We start from the raw sequence: 20,907 nt of genomic DNA, 5'->3' as shown, positions 1-20,907 counted from the left end.
AGGCTAGGGTTCGGCGTGTTGGAAACACAAGGGGCCGGGCTGATGAGTGAGATCGAGGATATTCTTCTGGACGTTGCGGACCCGGAGGTCAGCGCGCGCTTTTATGCCAGTCTGCTGGGTTGTCGGCCTGTGGTGGCGGGACCGGACCGGGCCTTGTTCAAGCTGACTTCGGGCCGGGCTCTTGGGCTGCTGCGGCGTGCCAACGATCGGCGCGAGGTGTGCGAGGTGGACTTTCCGCTGGAGGGCGCCGAGGCGGTGGATCAGGCGCATATCGACTGGTGGGATCGCGGGGCGCGCATTCTGACGCCGCCGACGGACGCCGCGCCGGGCCGCAGCTTCGTGGCGAGCGACCCGGACGGCCATCGGCTGAGAGTCTACGCCGTCGCGGCGTGAAGGTGATCAGACCTCGGCTTCGAGTCGGTATCCGACGCCGCGCACATTGCTCAGCAGGCCGGCGGCGTCGGCGGCGTCCAGCTTGCGGCGCAGGTGGCTGACGTGGCTGTCGATCGTGCGTTCCAGCACCGCCTGATTGGGGAAGCAGGCCTGCATGATCTCGCTGCGGCTGAAGACGCGCAGGGGCGTGCGGGCCATGTGGGCCAGAATGCGGAACTCGGTCAGGGTCAGGTCCAGACGGCGCTTGCCCGATGGCGTCAGGATCGCCGCCAGATAGTTCTCCAACTGCACCTCAAGCGGACCGACGCGAAGGGTCTTGGCGGCCCGGCCGCCGCCGCTGCGTCGCAGGATGGTCTGGATGGAGGCCGTGACCTCGGCCGGCTTGAACGGCTTGGCGATATAGTCGTCCGCCCCGATCCGCAGCGCCTGCAGTTTGTCGGCGGCCTCGTCCCGGTCGCCGACCATGATGACGGGCGTTTCGCCGCGCCGACGCAGTTCGCCCAGCACATCCCAGCCGTCGCGCACAGGCAGGCGGACGCTGAGCAGGGCGAGATCGGGCTTGAGCGACGCATGCAGGTCGGCCGCCTGCTGGCCGTCGGCGGCGACGACGGTGCGAAAGCCGTCCCGACGCAGGGCGGCGTCCAGGATTTCGACGCCTTCGGCGGCGTCATCGGCGATCAGGATCAGGGGGCTCATGGCGTCTCCGAAAGCCGCCATCGCGCCAGATCGCCGCGTCGTCCAGCAAAACCGGACGGCTGCGGTGAAGTTTCATATCGCCGTCGCAAAGCCTTCACGCAGACGAAGAAAAACCCCCTCCCGCCGTGGCGGAAGGGGGCCAGTCGGTCGTTCGGGAGGAACGCTTAGTAGGAGGCGCGCAGCTCGATGCCGAAGGTGCGCGGGTTGTTGAAGTTGCCGTAGTCGCCCAGGGTGTTCCGGTTCGACGGATCGCGGCGGTAGACGTAGGTCTCGTCCAGCAGGTTGCGCGACCACAGGGCCACTTCCAGCAGCGGACCGCCGTCGCGGGTCGTGATATCGGCGATGGCGACGCGGGCGTTCACGACGAAGGACGAGTCGGCCTTGATCGCGAACTGCTCGAAGCTGTGGGCCGCATCGGCGTAGTTGGCGTCGATGTGCGCCTTCAGGGTCGCGCCCATGAAGGGCGAGTTCCAGTCGGCGGCGACGCTGCCGGCGTTCTCGGGCGTATAGGCGATGAAGACCTGCTGCACCTGGCCGTTGAACGGGTTCACCGTGTCCGGCACCTTGGCGTCCGTATAGGCGTAAGACGCCGACAGGGTCAGGTTGTCGGTCGCTCGGAACTGACCTTCCAACTCCACGCCGCGGATTTTCGTGGTGCCCGGGGCGTTGATGGTTTCCAGCGTATTGCGGGTCGATGCGCCTTGGACGGTGACCAGGCTGAAGTCGATCTGGCTGTCGGTGCGGTCCATGGCGTAGACGGCCGCGTTGAAGCGGACGCGGCGGTCGAACAGGTCGCTCTTCAGGCCGATTTCGTAGGCCTTGACCTCTTCAGGATCGAACGAGCGGTAGGTCAGCGAGCGCGAGGAGGCGCCGCCGGCGCGGTAGCCGGTCGAATACTTGCCGTAGACGTTGATGTTGTTGCTGACGTCATAGGCCAGGGTGACCAGCGGGTCGAAGCGATCGACCTTGGAATTGAAGCGCAACACGCCCTGCACGCCGTTCACGACGGGAAGCGCATTGTTAACCAGCTCAAGCACGCCGTCCTTGTCGTCCCAGGTGTAGCGGCCGCCGACCGTCAGGTGCAGGGCGTCCATGCTGGCCGGGGTCCAGGTCGCCTGGCCGTAGACGGCCTTGGATTCCGAGTGTGCGGTGGACTTGCGGTCCAGCGAGCGGAAGCCGCGGATCGTCGGGGTGGGGTCCAGGATGGTGTAGCCCGTGCCGTCAGCGTTCCACTGGTTCGTCGAGGGCGTGGCGGCGTCGTCGGACACCGTTTCCTTGAAGTAGAAGACGCCGCCGACATAGTCGATGCTGTCGCCCAGCGAACCGACGGCCTGCAGTTCCTGGCTGAACTGATGCTGCCAGAAGCCGGCCAGCGAATAGCGGCTGAAGCGGCCGTTCGGGCCGACGACCGGCGGACGGTGGGCGCCGGCGATGTTGTCATACTGCTCGACGTCCAGATCGCGGTAGGCCGTGATCGAACGAATTTCCAGCGAGTCGGTCGGGCGATACGACAGGTGCAGATCCATGCCGCGCGTGTCGTCGACGCTGAACTGCTGAGGCACGCCGATGTCGGCCTGCGTCATCCGATTGGAGCCCTCGACCTGGACCAGGGGCGACAAAGCGCGGATTTCGACGGGCGTGCCATTGACGGAACGGATCGTCGTCGAGGTGAACGGCACGACGGTCAGGCCGTTCGGGTTGAAGTTCAGCAGTTGGCTGTAGAACGGGGTGTTCTTGTCCTTGCTGATGTCCGCCGCGAGGGTGGCGGTGAAGTTTTCGGCGGGCGTCCAGCGTGTCTGGAAGCGAAGGCCGCGACGGTCATATTCGCCAAAGCCGGTCTGTCCCGGCAGGATGTTCTCGGTTACCGGGCCCTGGACCGAAATGATGCCATCGACCTTGAAGGCAAAGTCGCCGAGGGCGGGGAAGTCGACGTGCAGTTCGGAGTTGTAGGACTCCAGATTGCCGACGCCGGCGATGGCGCGCATGCCGAACACGCCCGTGGGCTTCTTGGTCACCAGCGACAGGGCGCCGCCTTCAGTGTTGCGGCCGAACAGGGTGCCTTGCGGACCCTTCAGAACTTCGACGCGCTCGATGTCGAGCAGCGCGGCGGCCAGACCGTGCTGGCGGGCCAGATAGACACCGTCGACGTAGACGCCGACGCCTTGCTCGCGAGCCGGCTGGTTGGCGTCGTTTGGCACGATGCCGCGGATGCCGATGGTCAGGGCGGACTGACGGGCCTCGAAGGTGGCGATGCGCAGGCTGGGGACGCTGCCGTCGGCCAGGTCCATCAGGCTCTGCACGTGGCGATCGGCCAGGGCTTCGGCGTTGACGACCGAGATCGAGATCGGCGTGTCTTGCAGGTTGGTTTCGCGCTTGGTGGCGGTCACGACGATGTCGTCAAGACCGGCCGGCTCGGCGCTGGCGGCCGTCGGCGCGGTCTGGACCGGCGCGGTCTGGACCGGCGCGGTTTGGGCGAAGGCGGAAACGGGCGCGGCGAGAAGGGCGGTCCCCAGCAGCAGCTGAAGGCGCAGTTTGGTCTGACGATGCATTTTTATCCCCTGCTTAGTCGGGGCGGGGATTACGCCGTCATTGCGATGCGCAGTTTACAGCCGTGCAACAGCCCGGTGCATCTTTGATGTCCGAGGTTGAGAGAAACCTGCAACCAAGGTCCACCGCACCTCCACATCGTCTCCACACTTGGGCCAGAGCTAGACGACGACCGCCGTCGTGTCGCGGATGAAGCCGCCACCCAGGACGCGTTCGGGGTCCGTCAGGTCATACAGGGCGCAGGCCTGGCCCGGCGCGACGCCTTCTTCGCCATCGTCGAAGACGACGCGGATATCGCCGTCGATCAGGGCGAGGCGCGCTGGCGAGGGCTGGCGGGTCGAGCGGACACGGGCCAGGACCGGGATGTTGGCCTCGGCCGCCTCGGTGATGGTCGCCTCGTCGCCCAGCCAGTTGGTTTCTTCCAGCGTCAGACTGGCCGTCAGCAGAGCTTCGCGCGGGCCGACGATGACGCGACGGGTTTCGGGCTCCAGGCTGGTCACGAACAGCGGCTCGCCCACGGCGACGTTCAAGCCGCGGCGCTGCCCGATCGTGTAGTCCGTGATGCCCGCATGCCGGCCCAGCACCCGGCCGTCCATATGCACGATCTCACCGGCCTCACGCCCTTGCGGACGCAGGCGGTCGATCAGGGTGCGATAGTCGCCGGAAGGCACGAAGCAGATGTCTTGGCTGTCCGGCTTGGCGGCGATCTTCAGTCCCAGTTCGGCGGCGACGCCGCGCACCTGTGGCTTTTCCAGATCGGCCAGGGGGAAGCGCAGATAGTCCAGCTGGTCCTGGGTGGTGGCGAACAGGAAGTAGGATTGGTCGCGCGAATGGTCGATGGCCTTACGCATCTGCGAGCGGTTGCCGGCGACCGCGCGGCGGACGTAGTGACCCGTGGCCATCGCCTCGGCGCCCAGATCGCGGGCGACGGCCAGCAGATCGCGGAACTTGACGGTCTGATTGCAGCGGATGCAGGGGACGGGCGTCTGGCCCTTCAGATAGCTGTCGGCGAACTGGTCGATCACCGCGTCCTTGAACCGGCTCTCATAGTCCAGGACATAGTGCGGAATGCCGATCATGTCGGCGGCCAGACGCGCGTCGTGAATGTCCTGACCCGCGCAGCAGGCGCCCTTCTTCTTCAGCGCCGCGCCGTGGTCGTAGAGCTGCAGCGTCACGCCGACGACGTCGTAGCCCGCCTTGTGCAGCAGGGCCGCGACGACGGTGGAATCCACTCCGCCCGACATGGCGGCCACCACGCGCGCGCCGACCGGCAGGCCGACCGCCGCCCGCGCGCTCTCGACCGCCGCATCGATGTCGGTGCGCGCGATGTCGGGAACGGGGCAGAAATCTTCGACCAGGGTCATCGCGGCCATTTAGTGCGGAACCGGCGCGATTTCGAGGCCCGCAAAAGAAAAGGGCCGCACCCGTCGCCGGATGCGGCCCTTAACGTCTTCGGGGAAACCCTCAGGAGCGATAGCTCTGGATCCGCGTCGTGCGCAGACCCTGCATGCCCCATTTGTCGATGGCCTTCTGCCAGGCCAGGAACTCTTCGGCCGTCAGGCGGTATTTCGCCAGGGCGTCGTCGAGGCTGAGCAGGCCGCCGCGAACGGCGGCGACGACCTCGGCCTTGCGCCGGATCACCCACCGGTCCGTGTTGGACGGCGGCAGGTCGTTAAGGGTCAGGGGCGTGCCAGTCGGTCCGACCACGTATTGTTCGCCTTTGCTATTAAGGCGTCGCTCTTGCAACATGGGCTTATGCCTCTTTCACCAACACCGTAGTGTCATGAAGGTAGGCGTCCCCGACTAAGGTCCGTTTAAGGGTCGTGGTGAAGGAACGGATAACTTCCGCCCCTTCCTGAACGACTCTGTAAACCTTGCTTGCGCGACGATTCATCGAGACTAACGCTTACTTACTCGCCGATCAGCGTTTGATGTTGATCAGCTCGGCCAGCATTTCATCGGCCGTGGTGATGATTTTGGACGAGGCGGAATAGGCGCGCTGGGTGGTGATCAGACCGGTGAACTCGGCCGACAGATCGACGGTCGAGGACTCCAGCTGCTTGGCCGCGATCTCGCCCGCACCGCCCGTTCCCGCCGCCTTCAGGTTGAAGGTGCCGGACTGAAGGCTGACGGCGTAGGCGTTGCCAGACACTTCACGCAGGCTGTCGGGGCTGGGGAAAGTAGCGACCGCGACCTGGGCGATGCGGCGCATGACGCCGTTGTCGAAGATGGCGGTGACGAAGCCGCCCTCGTCGATCTTGATCTCGCTCAGATTGCCGAACGCCGTGCCGTTGGTGACCGTCGACTGGACGACCGAGGCCGTGTTCAGCTGGCTGAGGCCGCCGGCCGAGGTGTTGAGGTCCAGCGTGACGGCTTGGGCGGCGATGCCCAGGCCGTCGGCCCAAGCGACCTGGCCGGCCGGCATGGTCAGATTGGCGGGGTCGGACTTGCCGAAGTTCAGCGTCGCCATGGTCGGGTCATCGAACAGGCCCGTGCCTGCGGGCCAGGCCTTCATCGTGTCGACGTCCAGGCGACCCGACGGCGTGAAGGCGATCTTGCCGGTCTTGATCTGGCCGTTGGCGTAGGGCGCGCCTGCGATCACGTCGCTGGCCGGCACAGACACGATTTCCGCATACCAGATGTTCGGTTCGTCGCTCTTCAGGAAGCGAAGTTCCAGATTGCGCTGGCCGCCCTTGGAGTCCGAAACCGGGATGTTCATCTTGAAGTCGGGCTTCACGCCGACGGGGTTGTCGTCGTCGGCGTTGTACATCGCCATGGAGTTGACCGACGGGTCGTACTTCGTCTTGGCGACGTTTTCGTTGCCCAAGCCGACGTCCGAGAGGTTGATCGTATAGGCGGGGCCGCTGGCCGGCGTGAACTGGATCTGGGTCGGCGGCGTGCCGATCGCGGTCGCCGAGCCGGCGTTCGCGCCGTTGATCGTCAGGCCAGTGATGGCGCCGGTGGTCGGGTCGAAGGTCGCCGAGGCGTCGATCTTCTGCGAACCGGACTTGATCACCAGATCGTGGCTGTTGGCGCCGGTGCGGGTGTAGCGGACCGACACGTCGTGGGTCACGGCCGGCGTCGCCGTATCGGACACGCCCTTGTAAGACTGGGCGCTGGCCGCGGAGGACGATTCCTGGCTCGAACGCAGGTTGGCGTTGATCTGGACGCGCGTGGTCGGTTCGGCGGTGCCGCCCACCGATCCGATGTTGATCGAGCGCAGGCGCGACAGGTCGGATGGATCGGTCGAGATCTCGCCGTTGGAGTCCACCGGCCAGCCTTGCAGATAAAGGCCTGCGCTGTTCTTCAGATAGCCCTGCTTGTCGACGGTGAAGGCGCCGGCGCGGGTGAACAGGCGGGTGTCGGTCGCGCCGACGTTCTCGGCCTGGGTCGTGGTGACGAAGAAGCCCTGACCGTTGACGGCGAGGTCGGTGCTGGAGGTCGTGCGCTGAAGCTGACCTTCCTGGCTGACGTAGGAGCGGGTGTTGGTGGTCACGCCGCCGGCCGAGTAGCTGCCGCCCGATGCGGTCTGGCTGTTGACCAGGGTCTGGAACTCGCTGGCCGTGCGCTTGTAGCCGACGGTGTTCACGTTGGCGATGTTCTGGGAGATCGCCGCCAGGGCGGCGGAGTTGGCGGCCAAGCCGGACACGCCGGCCAGCATTGCACTGTTGAGGCTCATGAAGAACGCTCCTTAAATAGAGGTCATCGGGAAGGCGGCGGATCGCATCATGCGGCCGCCTCCTCGGTGGGGACGTTCGGATTCTCCGTATCGTCGGTATCGTTGGCCGCCTGGGCCTTGATCTCGTTCAGCGAGATCACGGTCGAGAGCGGAAGGATGGAGTCGCCGATCACCAGGTACGGCGCGCCGTTGTACATTTCGACGCCGGTGACGCGGCCCTGGATCAGGGCCTGGGCGTCGACCTTGGCGCCTGTGGCGTCGGTCGCGGCGACCTTGAGGGTATAGACGCCGCCGTCTTCGGCCGTGCCGCCGTCCTTCAGCTTGCCGTCCCAGGAGAAGGTGTGCAGGCCGGACTTCTTGTCGGGCGCGGCGCCCTCCCAGACGACGACGCCCTTGCTGTCGATGACCTGCAAGGTGGCCTTGTCCGCGTCGGCTCCCAACTCGTAGGCCCAGGTGGCCTTGCCGTCGTTGAACTCGGTGGCGGTCCAGGCGGCGGTGACGCTCTTGCCGATGTAGTTGGCGGCGTTGTCCAAACCGCCGCCGGCCTGGGCGGCCAGCAGGCTGGTTAGCAGGTCGTTGGTCAGCAGTTGCTGCTCCACGCCGGCCATCTGGGTCAGCTGGGCCGTGAACTGATTGGAGTCCAGTGGCGACAGCGGATCCTGGTTCTTCATCTGCGTGGTCAGCAGGGTCAGGAAGGTCTCGAAGTTCGAGGCCAAGGCCTTGGTGCCGCCGGTGATGCGGCCCGCTGCGGCGGAGGTTGTGACGGCGTCGACCATGGGGTCAGACCTTCAGATCGACGCGGTCAGGCGTCAGGGAATGGTTGATCCAGGCGCCAGGCGCCGGGACGATGGGCATGTCAGCCTGGGCTGCGAGACGAGAGCCGCCGGCAAACAGGGCGTTGCGCTGCTGTTGGCGCTCGAAGGCGCCGCCGCCCGCAGATGGATCGCGTTGCGAGAAGTCGAGCGCGTCGCCCGCGACCTGGAATCCGGCCTCCTGAAGCTGGCGACGCAGTTCGTCGGCGCGGCCCTTCAGATCGGCGGCTGCGGCGGGATTGTCGAAGGCCAGGCGAGCGGACAGCTGGCCGTCCTTGCCGATCTCAAGACTGACATCGACGCGGCCCAAATCTTCGGGCGTCAGCACCATATCGAACCGGGTCGAGCGGCCTTCGAGCTTGCGGGCCATCTGCGCGGCGAGTTGGGCGGTGGTCTCGACGGTGGCACGTGACAGGGTGGACAGGCCCTGAGCATGGCTGGACGCGGCGGCCTGTCGAGCAGGCTGCGCATCGGCCGGCGCGGGGCTTGCGGTCGGGGCTTCGAGCGACGCTGGCTCCGGCGTAGCGACACCGCCGGTCGTGGCCTCGACTGCCTTGGCGGATGGCGACGCCGGCTTGGCGGCGACTTGGATCGCGGTGCTGGAAGGGGTGGCGTCTTCGGTCGTCGCCGTTTGAGCCGCAGGAACGGCGGTTTCTCCGGTCTGGTCCAGCGCGCCATGGAGGTTGCCGCGCAGGGGTGCAGCGGCCTGAAGCGAGGTCGGAGGCTTCGGCGTATCGGCCGGGGCAGCCTCTGCCGGCTGTTCTGATGCCGCTTCATTGAGGGCTGCGACGACGTCGGCGGGGGCTATGGCGGAGGGCCTGGGCGTCGTTGCGTTGGCGGCGATCTGAACCTGAGCGGCCGGGATCTGAGCGGCCGCCAGGGACTGCGCTATGGGCGAGGGAGCGGCCGGTTTGTCGGTGTTGGCGACAGCGGTCTGGATCGTCGTGGCGGTCGCAGCGTCGAAATTCGCAGGCGCCGGCGGTTCAGTTGAGCGCGGCCCAGCATCAACCATGCCGATAACGGCAGGCTTTGCACTATCGCTCACCGTCACCGTCTGAGCGGAGGCGGTTGGGGCCTTTTCAGTTCCGATTTCAATCGCTGTCTTCGCTTCGACCGGAGAGGTGACCGGCGCCTTGGTGGTCAGGATTTCGCTGAGTTCGGAAAGAACCGTTTGAGCGGTCGAGGCAACCAAGACATTTCGCGCTTCGAGTTCCTGTTCGCCAAGCGATGATGCAGGCTTGCCTGCCATATCCGTTTCAGAACGGGCAGTCGTAGCGACCATCGACGCGGACGTTGCGGCCTCTGGCGCAACGAATGCGACTGACGAAACATCTTTGGGAGCTTGTGGATCGACAGGGATTTCCGCCGCGTCCTCGGAAATGGCCGACGAGCCCGCGACGACGATCGATTGAGCGACCGGAACGGCCGGCGTCAGTTGCGCGGCTGTAAACGGCGTTGAGGCGACAAGGCCAGAGCTATCGTCGTCATTCGCGGCCGTGTCCGTGCCGATCTGCTGCTCGTCCGCAAGGGAAGGCTGAGCTGCGGAGTTTGCAATCTCGCCCGAGATAGTAGGAATGGTGTCGGTCGTCGGGGTCGGCGTGTCGGCGTCCGGCTCGGCCGTCATGGGCTGGGCCATGATGACGCCCAGCGATCGAGCGCCCGTCAGACGGCCGGGCGTCATCCGTTCGACCGGCGCGCCGTGGACGCCCGTGTTCAGCGCGTCGGCGACCTTGCTGGAGAACAGGCCCGCATCGGCTGACTCTGCGCCCAGCGCGGCAGCCGACGTTCCGGTCGAAACCAGAGCGGCAGGCGCGAGCAGGGCGGAAGCGGTGGACATGGAAGCGCGACGGCTTTCTTAAGGAGCGACGACGGCGCCTGCTGCGCCCAAGAGTTCGCCGCCTTCGACGCAAGGGCCGGGCCAAGAAAATAAGCCAGCAAAAACAAGGAAAAGTGTAGCCTCGGGGGCTGCGGGTCTGACGGGCGGCGGTCGTTATTGCCGCGCTCTCGCCACTTTTTGCCCGGCTTCGCGGCGCTGCCGATCAGCGACCTGCGGGGTGCCTGCATCCGATTGGCCCGACCTTTGCGCGTCTTTCCCATCATGACCGCCGTCCGATCGATGATCCTGTGGAAAAACAACGCTTTGTGCGAGCGGGCGTGGCGCGTGGCTGGGCAAGAACTGCGCGTCGCGATGCAGCGGTTGCCGGGTAGGGCGAGGGAGACGCGTCAATGTCGCTGAACTCGATCATGAACATTGCGACGTCAGGGCTGAAGACCGCCCAGTCGCAGTTGCGCATCACCGCCGACAATATCGCGAACGTCGATACGCCCGGATACATCCGCAAGGTCGCCGATCAGTCGGCCGCCGTCACCAATGGCTATGGTTCGGGTGTCGATGTCACACGGGTGCGTCTGGCGACAGACCGTTTCCTGCAGGCGGCCAGCCTCAGCGCCGGTGCGGACGCCGCGCGCCAGACCGTGCGCTATGAGTTGTACGACCAGATCCAAAACCAGTTCGGCGATCCCAGCAGCGACAGCAACTTCTTCGCCCAGGTCGACAAGCTGTTCGCCACCTATGCGACACTGGCCGAAAGCCCGACGTCCTCGGCCGGGCGTCAGGACACGATCTACAAGACCCAAGCGATCTTCAATCAGGCCGCCGGCATCGCGTCACAGATCCAATCGGCGCGTCAGGAGGCGGACGGCCGGCTGCTGAGCGCGGTCGAAACGGTCAATCCGCTGCTGGAACAGATCGCCAAGCTGAACAAGACCATCGCCGCCGGCACGGTGACGAACGAGGATGTGACTGGCGCCCAGAACGCCCAACTTGGCCTGATCAACGAACTGTCCAAATATATGGATGTGAAGGTCGAGGCGCGCTCGAACGGCGGCGTGACGCTGCGCACCAACACAGGCACGACCCTGGTGGGCGAGGGGGCGGCGACGCTGTCGTATCAGGCGGCTGGCACTGTGGACGCCATGACGGCCTTCTCGGACATCATGATCACCGAGCCCAGCGGCACGCGCTGGCCGCTGTTGGACGGCGTGTCGTCCGGTCAGATCCGGGGTCTGGTCGAGATGCGCGATGTCGATGCGCCAGCGGCCGCCGCGCGCCTGGGTGAGTTGACGGCCAAACTCGCGGACGAACTGAACCGCGCCCATAACGCAAACAGCAGCGTTCCTGCACCGACCACCTTGACGGGGCGCAACACCGGCCAGTCGCTGGAGAACGCCCTGACCGGCTTCACCGGCACGACTACCATCTCGACGGTCAATGCGTCGGGCGTGGTGCAGGCCTCGGCCCGGATCGTCTTTTCCGGCGGCGTGATGACGATCAACGGCGCCGGCGCCGATCCGACCACCTTCCTCAGCGTGCTGAACGCCCAGCTGGGCGGCACAGCGACGGCGAGCTTCTCGGACGGCCAGCTGCGCCTGGACGGGGCGGCCGGAAACGGCGTGGCCATCGCCGACGATGCGACATCGCCCAGCACGAAGGGCGGGCGTGGATTCTCGCACTGGTTCGGCCTGAACGACCTGGTCGCCACGACGACGCCGACCTTCTACGACACGGGTTTGACCCTGACGTCTCAGCACGGATTCGATCCGGGCGAGAGCCTGACCTTGCGCTTTGCCGGTCCGTCCGGCGCGCGCCTTCGCGACATCACCGTGTCCGTGCCCGCCGGGACGGGCACGATGGGCGAGATGCTGGGCGCGCTGAACGATCCCATCACCGGCGTCGGCCGCTACGGGGCCTTCAGCCTGGATGCGGTAGGCAAGCTGTCCTTCAAGGCTTACGACCCGTCGGCGACGTCGATGAGCGTCGTGAAGGACAATACGACCCAGGATCCGTCCGGCGTTTCGATGTCGCAACTGTTCGGCCTGGGCGCGACCGGATCGACGCGGGCGGGCGCCTATACGGTGCGCAGCGACATCCAGCAGGACCCCGGAAAGCTGGCCCTGGCGCAACTGAACCTGTCGGCGGCGGCGGGGACGCCGGCGCTGAGCAAAAACGATGGGCGCGGCGGCCTGGCGCTGGGCGATGTGGGCAAGACGAACATCGCCTTCGCTGCGGCCGGCGGAAATGCCGGCGGGACCAAGACCCTGTCGTCCTATGCGGCGGACTTCGCCGGCGAGATCGGCGGCAAGGCCTCGGCCGCAAAGACCCGCAGCGAAACGGCAAGCGCCCTGGCCAAGGAGGCGGACAGCCGCCGCACCTCGGCCGAAGGCGTGAATATGGACGAGGAACTGGTCAACATGACCACCTTCCAGCAAGCCTATAACGCCTCTGCGCGCCTGATCCAGGCGAGCAAGGACATGTACGACGTACTGATCGGAATCCTGCAATGACGCGCGTCGCGACCCACGGGAACTACCAGTCGGCCTTGCTCAGCCTGATGAACGCGCAGGGCCGCGCGCAGCAGGCGCAGGAGCGGATCGACAGCGAGAAGATCGCCACCGACATGTCCGGCTATGGCCGAGGCGCCGAGCAACTGACCAGCCTGACATCGACCCAGGCGCGACTGGAGGGCTTCATCTCCACTGGCGAGGCCGTGAAGGCGCGGCTGAGCGCTCAGGATCTGGCTATGAGCCGCATCTACGAAGGCGGCAATGCGGCGCGCGAGGCCATTGCAAACAGCCTGGCCGCCGGGCGGATCGACAATTTGATGGTCGAGCTCGGTCTGAATTATCAGACGGTTCAGGGGGGATTGAACGCGGAACACCAGGGCTCGTACCTGTTTGCGGGCGGCCAAAGCGACATCGCTCCCGCCACGGCCGCGACCATGGCCGATTTGACGGCGGCGGCGTCCACCGCCGCGACCTTCGCCAACGACACCCTGAAGCAGAAGTCGCGCATCGACGAGAAGACCACGGTCGAGACCGGGTTTCTGGCCAGCGAGATCGGCGGGCCGCTGACTGAGGTGTTCCGCAACATTCAGGCCTTCCAGAACGGCACTGCGGTGACCGTCGGCGGCGTAACTTATACGCCAGCCGGCGCGGGCACGCTGACGGGACAGCCGGACGCCAACGTCACCGCTTTTTTGAAGGCGCAGATGGGCGAACTGGACAAGGCGAATGCGGGACTGACGAACCAGACGGCCAAAAACGGTCTGATCCAGAACCACGTCGAGACGGCGCTGGACGCCCAGGAAAATCAGAAGACGGCCCTGCAGAAGATGATGCAGGACAAGTCCGGCTATGATCCGGCACGGGCGATCACCGATCTGCAGATGGCGCAGGTGGCGATCGAGGCTTCGGCCCAGATCATCAACTCGCTGAAGAGCACGTCGCTGCTCAATCTGCTGCGTTAAGTCGTCGTTTCGAAAAAGAAAACGGCAACGCTGGACCAAACACCGTTCTGGAACGTATCATGAACGATGGCCCGTCTCGATCTGCGTCGAAAACTCTCCGTTCTGGCTGACGCCGCCAAGTATGACGCCTCGTGTTCGTCGTCCGGAACGTCGAAACGAAACTCCGTCGGCGGCAAGGGGATCGGCTCGACCGAGGGCATGGGCATCTGTCACGCCTATACGCCGGACGGTCGATGCATCAGTCTGCTCAAGATCCTGCTGACCAACTTCTGCATCTACGACTGCGCCTATTGCATCAATCGCGTGTCGTCGAACGTGGAGCGCGCAAGGTTCGATATCGACGAGGTCGTCGACCTGACGCTCAACTTCTACAAGCGCAACTATATCGAGGGCCTCTTTCTGTCGTCGGGCATCATTCGATCCGGCGACTATACGATGGAGCAGCTGGTCCTGGTGGCCAAGACGCTGCGGGAAGTCCACGATTTCCGGGGCTACATTCATCTGAAGCTGATTCCGGAGGCGGATCCGAAGCTGGTGGAGATGGCGGGACTGTATGCCGACCGCCTGTCGGCCAATATCGAGCTTCCACGCGACGAGGCGCTGGCGCGACTTGCGCCACAAAAGGATGTCGGGGTCATTAAAAAGGCGATGAGCCAGGTGCGCCTGGGCGTCGAGGCGGCCAAGCCGGCCAAACGTGAAAAGATCAAGCCGCCGAAGTTCGCGCCGGGCGGCCAGAGCACCCAGCTGATCATCGGCGCCGACGGCGCGCCGGATACGGAAATCCTGGATCGCAGCGCCTCGCTCTACGGCGGTTACGGCCTGCGTCGCGTCTATTATTCGGCGTTCAGCCCCATCCCGGACGCCAGTTCGATCCTGCCGCTGTCCAAGCCGCCGCTGATGCGTGAGCATCGGCTGTATCAGGCCGATTGGTTGATGCGGTTCTATGGCTTCTCCGCGCCGGAGATTGGCGAGGGGGCATCGAACGGCATGCTCGATCTGGCGGTCGACCCCAAACTGGCTTGGGCTCTGAACAAGCGCGAGCAGTTCCCCGTCGATGTGAACCGCGCGCCGCGCGAGATGCTGCTCCGTGTGCCGGGGCTGGGCGTGAAGGCGGTGGACCGGATCGTCTCGGTGCGCCGCTATCGGACCCTGCGGCTGGAGGACGTCGGACGACTGACGCGATCGGTGGCCAAGATTCGGCCCTTCATCACGGCGCTGGACTGGACGCCAGGCGGTCTGACGGATGCGGCGGACCTCAAGGCGCGCGTGACCAGCCGCACGCCCGAGCAGTTGAGCCTGTTCTGATGGCGGTGGTGATGCTGGACGGTGAGACGGACTTCGACGGCTGGCGAAAGGCGGCGCGCGCGTTTCGATTGGCGGGTGTGGAGCCTGCGGCGGCGCGGTTCGTCGTGGCGGGGACGATGGAACAGGGCGGGCTTTTCGATCAGCCGATTGCCGAAGAGGCGTCGCCGACGCCAGATGAGCGCAGAGCTTTCAACGTCCCGAAAGAGTTCGTGGACCTAGCCCAGAACCTGATCCTGCATCGATCCGCTGACCGTTTCGATCTGATGTATCGGCTGCTGTGGCGGCTGAAGGATGAGCCGGACCTGATCAAGGTCATTTCGGACCGCGACGTCGCCGACGCGCTCGAGCGGGTCAAGAATGTCAGCCGCGCCTCGCACAAGATGAAGGCCTTCGTTCGCTTTCGCCAAGTGCATGACGATTTGGGCGAAGCTTGGGTGGCGTGGTTCGAGCCGCCGCATCGGGTTTTGGAAAAGACCGCGCCCTTCTTCCAGCGGCGGTTCACGACAATGCGCTGGTCGATCCTGACGCCGGATGGTTCGGCCTTTTGGGATGGAGAAGCCTTGCGGTTCGGCCCGCCAGCCACCCGCGACATGGCGCCGGCCGAAGACGAGATCGAGGATTTCTGGAAGACCTACTACGCCTCGACCTTCAATCCCGCGCGGCTGAAGGTGAAGACGATGCAGGGAGAGATGGCCAAGTCCTATTGGAAGAACCTGCCGGAAGCCGCCCTGATCCCGGAACTGGTCGCGGCCTCGTCGGTTCGAACCGAGACCATGGTCGCCACGCCGTCTCCTCAGCCCAATCCGCGTTTCGCGCGCGCCGTCGCGCCTGACCTCCATTTGGCGCGTCCCGACGCCGAGGCCGTGCCCGAAAACCTAGACGATGTCGCCAGCGGCGTTCAGGCCTGTCGCCGTTGCCCGCTTTACCGCGACGCGACGCAAGGCGTGTGCGGGGAGGGGCCGAAGTCGGCGCGTCTGATGATCGTCGGCGAACAGCCCGGCGATCAGGAGGATCTGGCAGGCCGCGCCTTCATCGGGCCGGCGGGACAGGTGCTGAACGCAGCCCTGGCCGAGGCCGGCATTGATCGATCCGACGTCTATGTCACCAACGCGGTCAAACACTTCAAACACGAGCCGCGCGGCAAACGTCGCCTGCACAAGACGCCGAATGCGGGCGAGGTTCAGGCCTGCCGCTGGTGGCTGGACTCGGAGCGAAGGCTGATCAAGCCGCAGGTCGTGCTGGCCCTGGGGGCGACGGCGGGTCTGGCGTTGCTGGGTCGCAAGCCGGCTGTGATGCAGGAACGCGGCGCGCCGCTCGACCTGAGCGACGGATCGACCGCCGTACTGACGGTCCACCCCTCCTATCTGCTGCGTCTGTCGGACGAGGCGGCGAAGTCCGAGGCGAGGCGGTTGTTCATTGAGGATCTGGCGGCCGTGCAGCGTCGTATGAGGTGACGCGAGAACGAATCCCGTTCGGCCGCGTTTGGCATCAGCGCCAGCGTGACCGTTGGACGTTTCATCGGGGGAGGCGATCTCGACACGGTCGATCGACAAACATCCGCGCGAATGTCATCGCGCGTTGACATCGAATGCCGGCTTGACCATTAGCGCGGCAGGGATTTCGGCTGTCTGTTCAGAGGGTCAGGGGAAAATCGCGATGTCAGACCGGTCTTCAGGGGCGCGATGAACACGGCTGCATATGAAATCGTCGATAGTGATGGCGAGGCCCGTCTGCGCCTGACCGGCGACTGGACGACCACGGCGCTGGGTCGTCTGCCGACGGAGCTGAGCCGCGATCTGGAAGGCCGCGATATCGCCAGCATCGACACCTCCGATCTCGGTCGCTTCGATACCGCCGGCGCGCTGGCTCTGGTGCAGGCCTCAAGCGGCCGCCTTTCCAAGAGCCAGTGGAAGGACCGACCGGAGGCCGGTCGTATCTATCACATGATCGAACTGCTGGAGCGCCAAAGCGCCCCGGCGCCGAAACGCCCCAGCGCCTTCGTTCGCACCTTCGCCAAGATCGGCCGTGGCGTGTACGATTTCGGCGGCGAGGCCATGTTGTCGCTGGCCTTCCTGGGTCGGCTGATGGCCGCCGTGGTGGAAGCCGCCAAACATCCCGGCGGCATCCGTTGGCCGGCCTGGGTCAGTCAGGCCGAGCGCGCCGGGCTGGACGCCATTCCGATCGTCATGATCACCAACTTCTTCATCGGCGCCGTCATCGCCTTCATCGGCGTGGATTTGCTGACCGACTTCGGCGCTCAGGTGTTTGCGGTTCAGCTAATCGGCGTAGCCATGTTCCGCGAGTTCGCCGTGGTGATCGCCTCGGTCTTGTTGGCTGGACGTTCGGCTTCGGCCTTTGCGGCCGAGATCGGATCGATGCGGATGAACCAAGAGGTCGACGCCATGCAGGTCATGGGCGTCAATCCGTTCCAGGCCTTGGTGATCCCGCGCGTCGCGTCGCTGGTGCTGATGCTGCCGCTGCTGACCTTCATGGGCATGATCGGCGGTCTAGTCGGCGGTCTGGTCGTGTGCTGGAGCTCGCTGAATCTCGGTCCGTCCTTCTTCTTCCAGCGTCTGGTCGAAGATGGCACCATGGCCCAGCATCTGATGGTCGGTCTGGTGAAGGCGCCGGTCTTCGCCCTGGTGATCGCCGCCATCGGTTGCCGTCAGGGCATGTCGGTCGCCGGCGATGTCGAAAGCCTGGGCCGGCGCGTGACAGCCGCCGTGGTGCAAGCCATCTTCGCCATCATCTTCCTGGACGCCGTGTTCGCCCTGGTCTTCCTAGAGCTGAACATATGACCGAAGCACCAGAAAACCTGATCGAGGTGCGCGGCCTGTTGAGCCAGTTCGGCGAGCGCACCATCCACGAAAACCTCGACCTCGACCTGGTGCGCGGCGAAGTCCTGGGCGTCGTCGGCGGATCGGGCGCGGGCAAGACCGTGCTGCTAAACACCATCATCGGACTGAAAGAGCCCGAGGGCGGATCGGTGAAGGTGCTGGGTTACGACCGGGCGACCCTGACCGACGATCAGTCGGCGGACATCGAGCGCCGCACCGGCATCCTGTTCCAGCAGGGCGCGCTGTTCTCGTCGTTGAGCGTGTTGGAGAACGTCGCCTCGCCACTGGTCGAGCACACCAAACTGCCCAAAGCGATCATCTATGAATTGGCCGAACTCAAGATCGCCATGGTGGGCCTCAAGCCCGAGCACCACCACCTGAAGCCCGCCGAGCTGTCGGGCGGCATGAAGAAGCGCGCCGGCCTGGCCCGTGCGCTGGCGCTGGACCCAGAACTGGTGTTTCTGGACGAGCCGACGGCGGGTCTGGACCCCATCGGCGCGGCCGCGTTCGACGATCTGATCCGGCAACTGGCGGACGACCTCGGTCTGTCCGTCTTCATGATCACCCACGACCTCGATACGCTCTATGCCATCTGTGACAAGGTGGCGGTGCTGGCGGACAAGCGGGTCGTGGAAAAGGCCACGGTGCAGGAGCTGGAAGGCTCCGACCATCCGTGGATCAAAGAATATTTCCTGGGGCCGCGCGGACGCGCAGCCACCAAGTCTGCCGCCTGAGGAGAGCGGATCATGGAAAGAGACGCACATTACGCCGCCGTCGGCATCGCCACCGTCGCCCTTCTGGCGGCTCTGGCGGTGTTCACCATCTGGCTGGCCCGGCTGCAGTTCAACAGCGACTACGACATGTACGACATCGTCTTCTATGGGCCGGTGAATGGCCTGTCCGAAGGCGGCGAGGTGCATTTCAACGGCATCCGCGTCGGCGAGGTCACTGACCTGAACATCGACACCAAGCGCGGCGACCAAGTCATCGCCCGTGTCCGCGTTGACGGCACGACGCCGGTGCGCGTCACCTCGCGCGCGCAGCTGGAGCCGCAAGGCATCACCGGTCTGAACTACATCCAGATCACCGCGGGCTCGCCCAACAGCGCCCTGCTGAAAGAGCAGTATCCGGATAATGTCGTGCCCGTGCTGCAAAGCCAGCCGTCGCCGATCGCTGAACTGTTGAGTGGTTCGGGCACGGTTCTGGCCCAGACCGTGGATGCGCTGAACCGGATCAACCGCGTCATGTCCGATGACAATATCCGCAGCTTCTCCACCAGTGTGAAGAACGTCGAAGCGCTGACGACTGAACTGGAAGCCCGCAAGGCCATCTTCCAGCAGTTGGAAGAGGCCGTGACCAACGCCAACGCGGCGGTGAAGGAATACCAGGCCCTGGCCGTCGACACGCGTCAGATCATCAATACGGACGGTCGCCAAGCCATCGCCAATATCAACTCGGCGACGGCGGAAGCCCGCACGGCGATCGCGTCGGCCAACCGTTCGATCACGGGGCTGGAGCGTCCTTTGGGTGACTTTGCGACGACCAGCCTGCCGCAACTGACCGGCACGATTGAAGAGCTGCAAGACGCCACCCGGTCTCTGCAAGCCCTGATCGATGACGTCCGCGCCAGCCCGCGCGACTTCATCGGTCGTCCCAAATCCAAAGAGCTGGAGGTGCAGCCGTGATCCTTCGTCCTGTCCTTCGACTGGCGGCGTCCGCCGCTGTCCTGACCGCGCTGAGCGGGTGCGCCCTGCTGTCGTCGCCGGACCCGGTGCAGAACTATCGGTTCGGCCTGCCGATGGCCGCGCCGTCGGCGGTGGGCGACACGCCTGCGCCTCTAACGGTCTCGATCCGCCGCATCGAGTTCCCGCAGGCGACCGGCGACGACAAGATCCTGGGCGTCACGGGTCTAGAGACGGCCTATATCGGCGGCGCACGCTGGGTGTCGCCAGCCTCGACCCTGTTCGACGACAGCCTGAAGGCGGCCTTCGCCAACCGCGCCGACCGCATCCGCGTGCTGGGTCGTCGCGAGCCGGGGACGCCGCCGCTGATCCTGCAGGTCACGGTCACGACGTTCGAGGCGCGTTACGCGGCGCCCGGTGCCGTGCCGGATGTCGTCGTGACCGCACGGGCGCAACTACGCTCCACCCCGGAGAGGCGCGCTGGCGGCGGGACCATTCGTCCCGAGGAAGGCCGCTCGGTCGAGCGGGTGTTCACCGTGACCCAGCCCGCCGGCGACAATCGCGTGTCCGCCATCGTTGCAGCCTTCGACACGGCGACGCGCGACATCAACACCCAGATCGCGGACTGGACGATCGCCTCCGCGAACTGAGGCAATCGAACGCATGATGCCGGGACGGCGGCGGTGCGGGACGTAGGCTTGCGGATGCGCTACGGTGCGCCGCGAATCTGCTCCCGGAGTTGTCATGAGTTTTTCCGCCACCGACGCGGCCTTCGAAGGCTTCCGAGTCGTTCGCCGGCATCCGATTGTCGCGGTCGCCTGGGGCCTGGTCTATTTGGCCGTCTATGTCGCCATGTTCGGCCTGGGTGCAGACAAGTGGGCCAGTCTGATGGCGGCCGGCGAAGCGCTGGAACAGTCGGCCAACCCGTCGATGGCGGAGTTTCAGGCCCTGGGCCAGACCTATGCCGGAGCCCTGATCTGGGCCGCGCCCATCGGCCTTCTGGTCGGCGCGGTTCTGAGCGCGGCGGTGGCGCGCTCCGTCTTGCGGCCGGACGAGTCGTCGTGGGGCTATCTGCGCCTCGGTATGGACGAGGTCCGTGTTCTGGCGGTCAGTCTGATCGTCAGCTTGGCTGTCGGCTTGGCGTCGGGCGTCGGCATGATGGTGGTCGGCGCGGCCATCGGTTTCGGCGCGGCGTCGGGTCAGGCGCTGCTGATCTTGGCCGGCGTGCTGCTGATCTTCGCCGTCTTCGCCCTGATCGTCTGGCTGGCGATCAAGTTCAGCCTTGCGGTGCCGATGACGATCGATCGCCGCAAGATCACCATCGTGGAATCGTTCGCCGCCACCAAGGGGCATTTCTGGTCGCTGCTGGGCATGGCCGTGATCGCCATCATCATGTCCCTGATCGTCAGCATCCTGGGCATGATCATCGGCGCAGCCGCAGACCTCGCCACCGGCGGCATCCAGACTCTGGCGCGCTTCGACGGCGAGGGATTGGGTCAGATCCTGATGCAGGCCTGGCCGGCGATCCTGGTGTCGTCGATCGTCAACGCCTTCCTCGCCGCGCTGCAACTCGCGGTGCTGTATGCCCCGTTCGCAGCGGCCTGGAATGGGCTTCGAGGCGGTCAGTCGACCGACGTCTTTTCCTGACGA

The 20,907-nt window shown here is 65.4% G+C and carries 17 protein-coding genes; 10 read left to right on the top strand and 7 right to left on the bottom strand.

Annotated elements, in window-relative coordinates:
• The first annotated feature begins 42 nt into the window (after positions 1 to 42).
• A complete protein-coding gene (locus BLR19_RS04935) occupies positions 43 to 393 on the top strand; it encodes a VOC family protein (protein WP_091747850.1) in 351 nt (116 codons plus the stop codon).
• Positions 394 to 399: 6 nt separating this feature from the next.
• On the opposite strand, the gene BLR19_RS04930 is transcribed toward BLR19_RS04935, so the two are convergent.
• The 7 genes from BLR19_RS04930 to BLR19_RS14965 all read right to left on the bottom strand — a co-directional run bounded on the left by BLR19_RS04930 (position 400) and on the right by BLR19_RS14965 (position 9,964).
• Complete coding sequence (locus BLR19_RS04930) at positions 400 to 1,089, bottom strand: response regulator (RefSeq protein ID WP_176758269.1); 690 nt, start codon at positions 1,087 to 1,089, stop codon at positions 400 to 402.
• 164 nt (positions 1,090 to 1,253) lie between these two features.
• Positions 1,254 to 3,638, bottom strand: coding sequence for a TonB-dependent receptor (locus tag BLR19_RS04925; RefSeq protein ID WP_091747844.1), 2,385 nt, complete (start codon positions 3,636 to 3,638; stop codon positions 1,254 to 1,256).
• A gap of 159 nt (positions 3,639 to 3,797) precedes the next feature.
• Complete coding sequence (gene mnmA / locus BLR19_RS04920; RefSeq protein WP_091747841.1) at positions 3,798 to 5,009, bottom strand: tRNA 2-thiouridine(34) synthase MnmA; 1,212 nt, start codon at positions 5,007 to 5,009, stop codon at positions 3,798 to 3,800.
• 91 nt (positions 5,010 to 5,100) lie between these two features.
• Positions 5,101 to 5,385, bottom strand: a complete 285-nt coding sequence (locus BLR19_RS04915; RefSeq protein WP_026108337.1) for a CtrA inhibitor SciP — start codon at positions 5,383 to 5,385, stop codon at positions 5,101 to 5,103.
• A gap of 172 nt (positions 5,386 to 5,557) precedes the next feature.
• Positions 5,558 to 7,315, bottom strand: a complete 1,758-nt coding sequence (gene flgE / locus BLR19_RS04910; RefSeq protein ID WP_176758268.1) for a flagellar hook protein FlgE — start codon at positions 7,313 to 7,315, stop codon at positions 5,558 to 5,560.
• Between the two features lie 47 nt (positions 7,316 to 7,362).
• Positions 7,363 to 8,091, bottom strand: a complete 729-nt coding sequence (locus BLR19_RS04905; RefSeq protein ID WP_091747835.1) for a flagellar hook assembly protein FlgD — start codon at positions 8,089 to 8,091, stop codon at positions 7,363 to 7,365.
• Positions 8,092 to 8,095: 4 nt separating this feature from the next.
• On the bottom strand, positions 8,096 to 9,964 hold the full coding sequence (locus BLR19_RS14965) for a flagellar hook-length control protein FliK (protein ID WP_255366442.1): 1,869 nt from the start codon (positions 9,962 to 9,964) through the stop codon (positions 8,096 to 8,098).
• 389 nt (positions 9,965 to 10,353) lie between these two features.
• Between BLR19_RS14965 and flgK the strand changes: the two genes are divergently transcribed.
• The 9 genes from flgK (at position 10,354) to BLR19_RS04855 (ending at position 20,904) form a co-directional block, all read left to right on the top strand.
• Positions 10,354 to 12,471 carry a flagellar hook-associated protein FlgK gene (gene flgK / locus BLR19_RS04895; RefSeq protein WP_091747832.1) on the top strand — a complete coding sequence of 706 codons (2,118 nt, stop codon included), beginning with the start codon at positions 10,354 to 10,356 and terminating at the stop codon, positions 12,469 to 12,471.
• Positions 12,468 to 13,433, top strand: coding sequence for a flagellin (locus BLR19_RS04890; RefSeq protein ID WP_091747829.1), 966 nt, complete (start codon positions 12,468 to 12,470; stop codon positions 13,431 to 13,433). The genes flgK and BLR19_RS04890 overlap by 4 nt, the downstream gene beginning before the upstream one ends.
• Positions 13,434 to 13,499: 66 nt before the next feature.
• Entirely contained in the window at positions 13,500 to 14,738 is a 1,239-nt protein-coding gene (locus tag BLR19_RS04885) for a putative DNA modification/repair radical SAM protein (RefSeq protein ID WP_066551986.1), read from the top strand.
• Complete coding sequence (locus tag BLR19_RS04880; protein ID WP_091747826.1) at positions 14,738 to 16,192, top strand: UdgX family uracil-DNA binding protein; 1,455 nt, start codon at positions 14,738 to 14,740, stop codon at positions 16,190 to 16,192. The genes BLR19_RS04885 and BLR19_RS04880 overlap by 1 nt, the downstream gene beginning before the upstream one ends.
• 228 nt (positions 16,193 to 16,420) lie before the next feature.
• Positions 16,421 to 17,536, top strand: coding sequence for an MlaE family ABC transporter permease (locus BLR19_RS04875; protein WP_091747823.1), 1,116 nt, complete (start codon positions 16,421 to 16,423; stop codon positions 17,534 to 17,536).
• Complete coding sequence (locus BLR19_RS04870) at positions 17,533 to 18,309, top strand: ABC transporter ATP-binding protein (RefSeq protein ID WP_055804373.1); 777 nt, start codon at positions 17,533 to 17,535, stop codon at positions 18,307 to 18,309. Before BLR19_RS04875 ends, BLR19_RS04870 begins: the two co-directional genes overlap by 4 nt.
• Before the next feature lie 12 nt (positions 18,310 to 18,321).
• The gene (locus BLR19_RS04865) at positions 18,322 to 19,260 is read left to right on the top strand and encodes an MlaD family protein (protein ID WP_091747820.1); all 939 of its coding nucleotides are present in this window, start codon (positions 18,322 to 18,324) and stop codon (positions 19,258 to 19,260) included.
• On the top strand, positions 19,257 to 19,907 hold the full coding sequence (locus BLR19_RS04860; RefSeq protein WP_066551978.1) for an ABC-type transport auxiliary lipoprotein family protein: 651 nt from the start codon (positions 19,257 to 19,259) through the stop codon (positions 19,905 to 19,907). The genes BLR19_RS04865 and BLR19_RS04860 overlap by 4 nt, the downstream gene beginning before the upstream one ends.
• Before the next feature lie 94 nt (positions 19,908 to 20,001).
• Complete coding sequence (locus BLR19_RS04855; RefSeq protein ID WP_091747816.1) at positions 20,002 to 20,904, top strand: hypothetical protein; 903 nt, start codon at positions 20,002 to 20,004, stop codon at positions 20,902 to 20,904.
• Positions 20,905 to 20,907: the final 3 nt, after the last annotated feature.

Source organism: Brevundimonas sp. 374, assembly GCF_900102995.1.
Lineage (GTDB): Bacteria > Pseudomonadota > Alphaproteobacteria > Caulobacterales > Caulobacteraceae > Brevundimonas > Brevundimonas vesicularis_C.
Note: the sequence above shows the minus strand (reverse complement) of the source record. Positions and strands in the feature narration are given on the sequence as shown.

Coding starts and splice junctions, on each gene's coding strand:
- BLR19_RS04905 (WP_091747835.1), bottom strand. CDS start 8,091: ATGGTCGACGCCGTCACAACCTCCGCCGCAGCGGGCCGCATCACCGGC.
- BLR19_RS04885 (WP_066551986.1), top strand. CDS start 13,500: ATGGCCCGTCTCGATCTGCGTCGAAAACTCTCCGTTCTGGCTGACGCC.
- BLR19_RS04915 (WP_026108337.1), bottom strand. CDS start 5,385: ATGTTGCAAGAGCGACGCCTTAATAGCAAAGGCGAACAATACGTGGTC.
- flgK (WP_091747832.1), top strand. CDS start 10,354: ATGTCGCTGAACTCGATCATGAACATTGCGACGTCAGGGCTGAAGACC.
- BLR19_RS04870 (WP_055804373.1), top strand. CDS start 17,533: ATGACCGAAGCACCAGAAAACCTGATCGAGGTGCGCGGCCTGTTGAGC.
- mnmA (WP_091747841.1), bottom strand. CDS start 5,009: ATGGCCGCGATGACCCTGGTCGAAGATTTCTGCCCCGTTCCCGACATC.
- BLR19_RS04890 (WP_091747829.1), top strand. CDS start 12,468: ATGACGCGCGTCGCGACCCACGGGAACTACCAGTCGGCCTTGCTCAGC.
- BLR19_RS04880 (WP_091747826.1), top strand. CDS start 14,738: ATGGCGGTGGTGATGCTGGACGGTGAGACGGACTTCGACGGCTGGCGA.
- BLR19_RS04925 (WP_091747844.1), bottom strand. CDS start 3,638: ATGCATCGTCAGACCAAACTGCGCCTTCAGCTGCTGCTGGGGACCGCC.
- BLR19_RS04855 (WP_091747816.1), top strand. CDS start 20,002: ATGAGTTTTTCCGCCACCGACGCGGCCTTCGAAGGCTTCCGAGTCGTT.
- BLR19_RS04875 (WP_091747823.1), top strand. CDS start 16,421: ATGAACACGGCTGCATATGAAATCGTCGATAGTGATGGCGAGGCCCGT.
- BLR19_RS04865 (WP_091747820.1), top strand. CDS start 18,322: ATGGAAAGAGACGCACATTACGCCGCCGTCGGCATCGCCACCGTCGCC.
- BLR19_RS14965 (WP_255366442.1), bottom strand. CDS start 9,964: ATGTCCACCGCTTCCGCCCTGCTCGCGCCTGCCGCTCTGGTTTCGACC.
- flgE (WP_176758268.1), bottom strand. CDS start 7,315: ATGAGCCTCAACAGTGCAATGCTGGCCGGCGTGTCCGGCTTGGCCGCC.
- BLR19_RS04930 (WP_176758269.1), bottom strand. CDS start 1,089: ATGAGCCCCCTGATCCTGATCGCCGATGACGCCGCCGAAGGCGTCGAA.
- BLR19_RS04935 (WP_091747850.1), top strand. CDS start 43: ATGAGTGAGATCGAGGATATTCTTCTGGACGTTGCGGACCCGGAGGTC.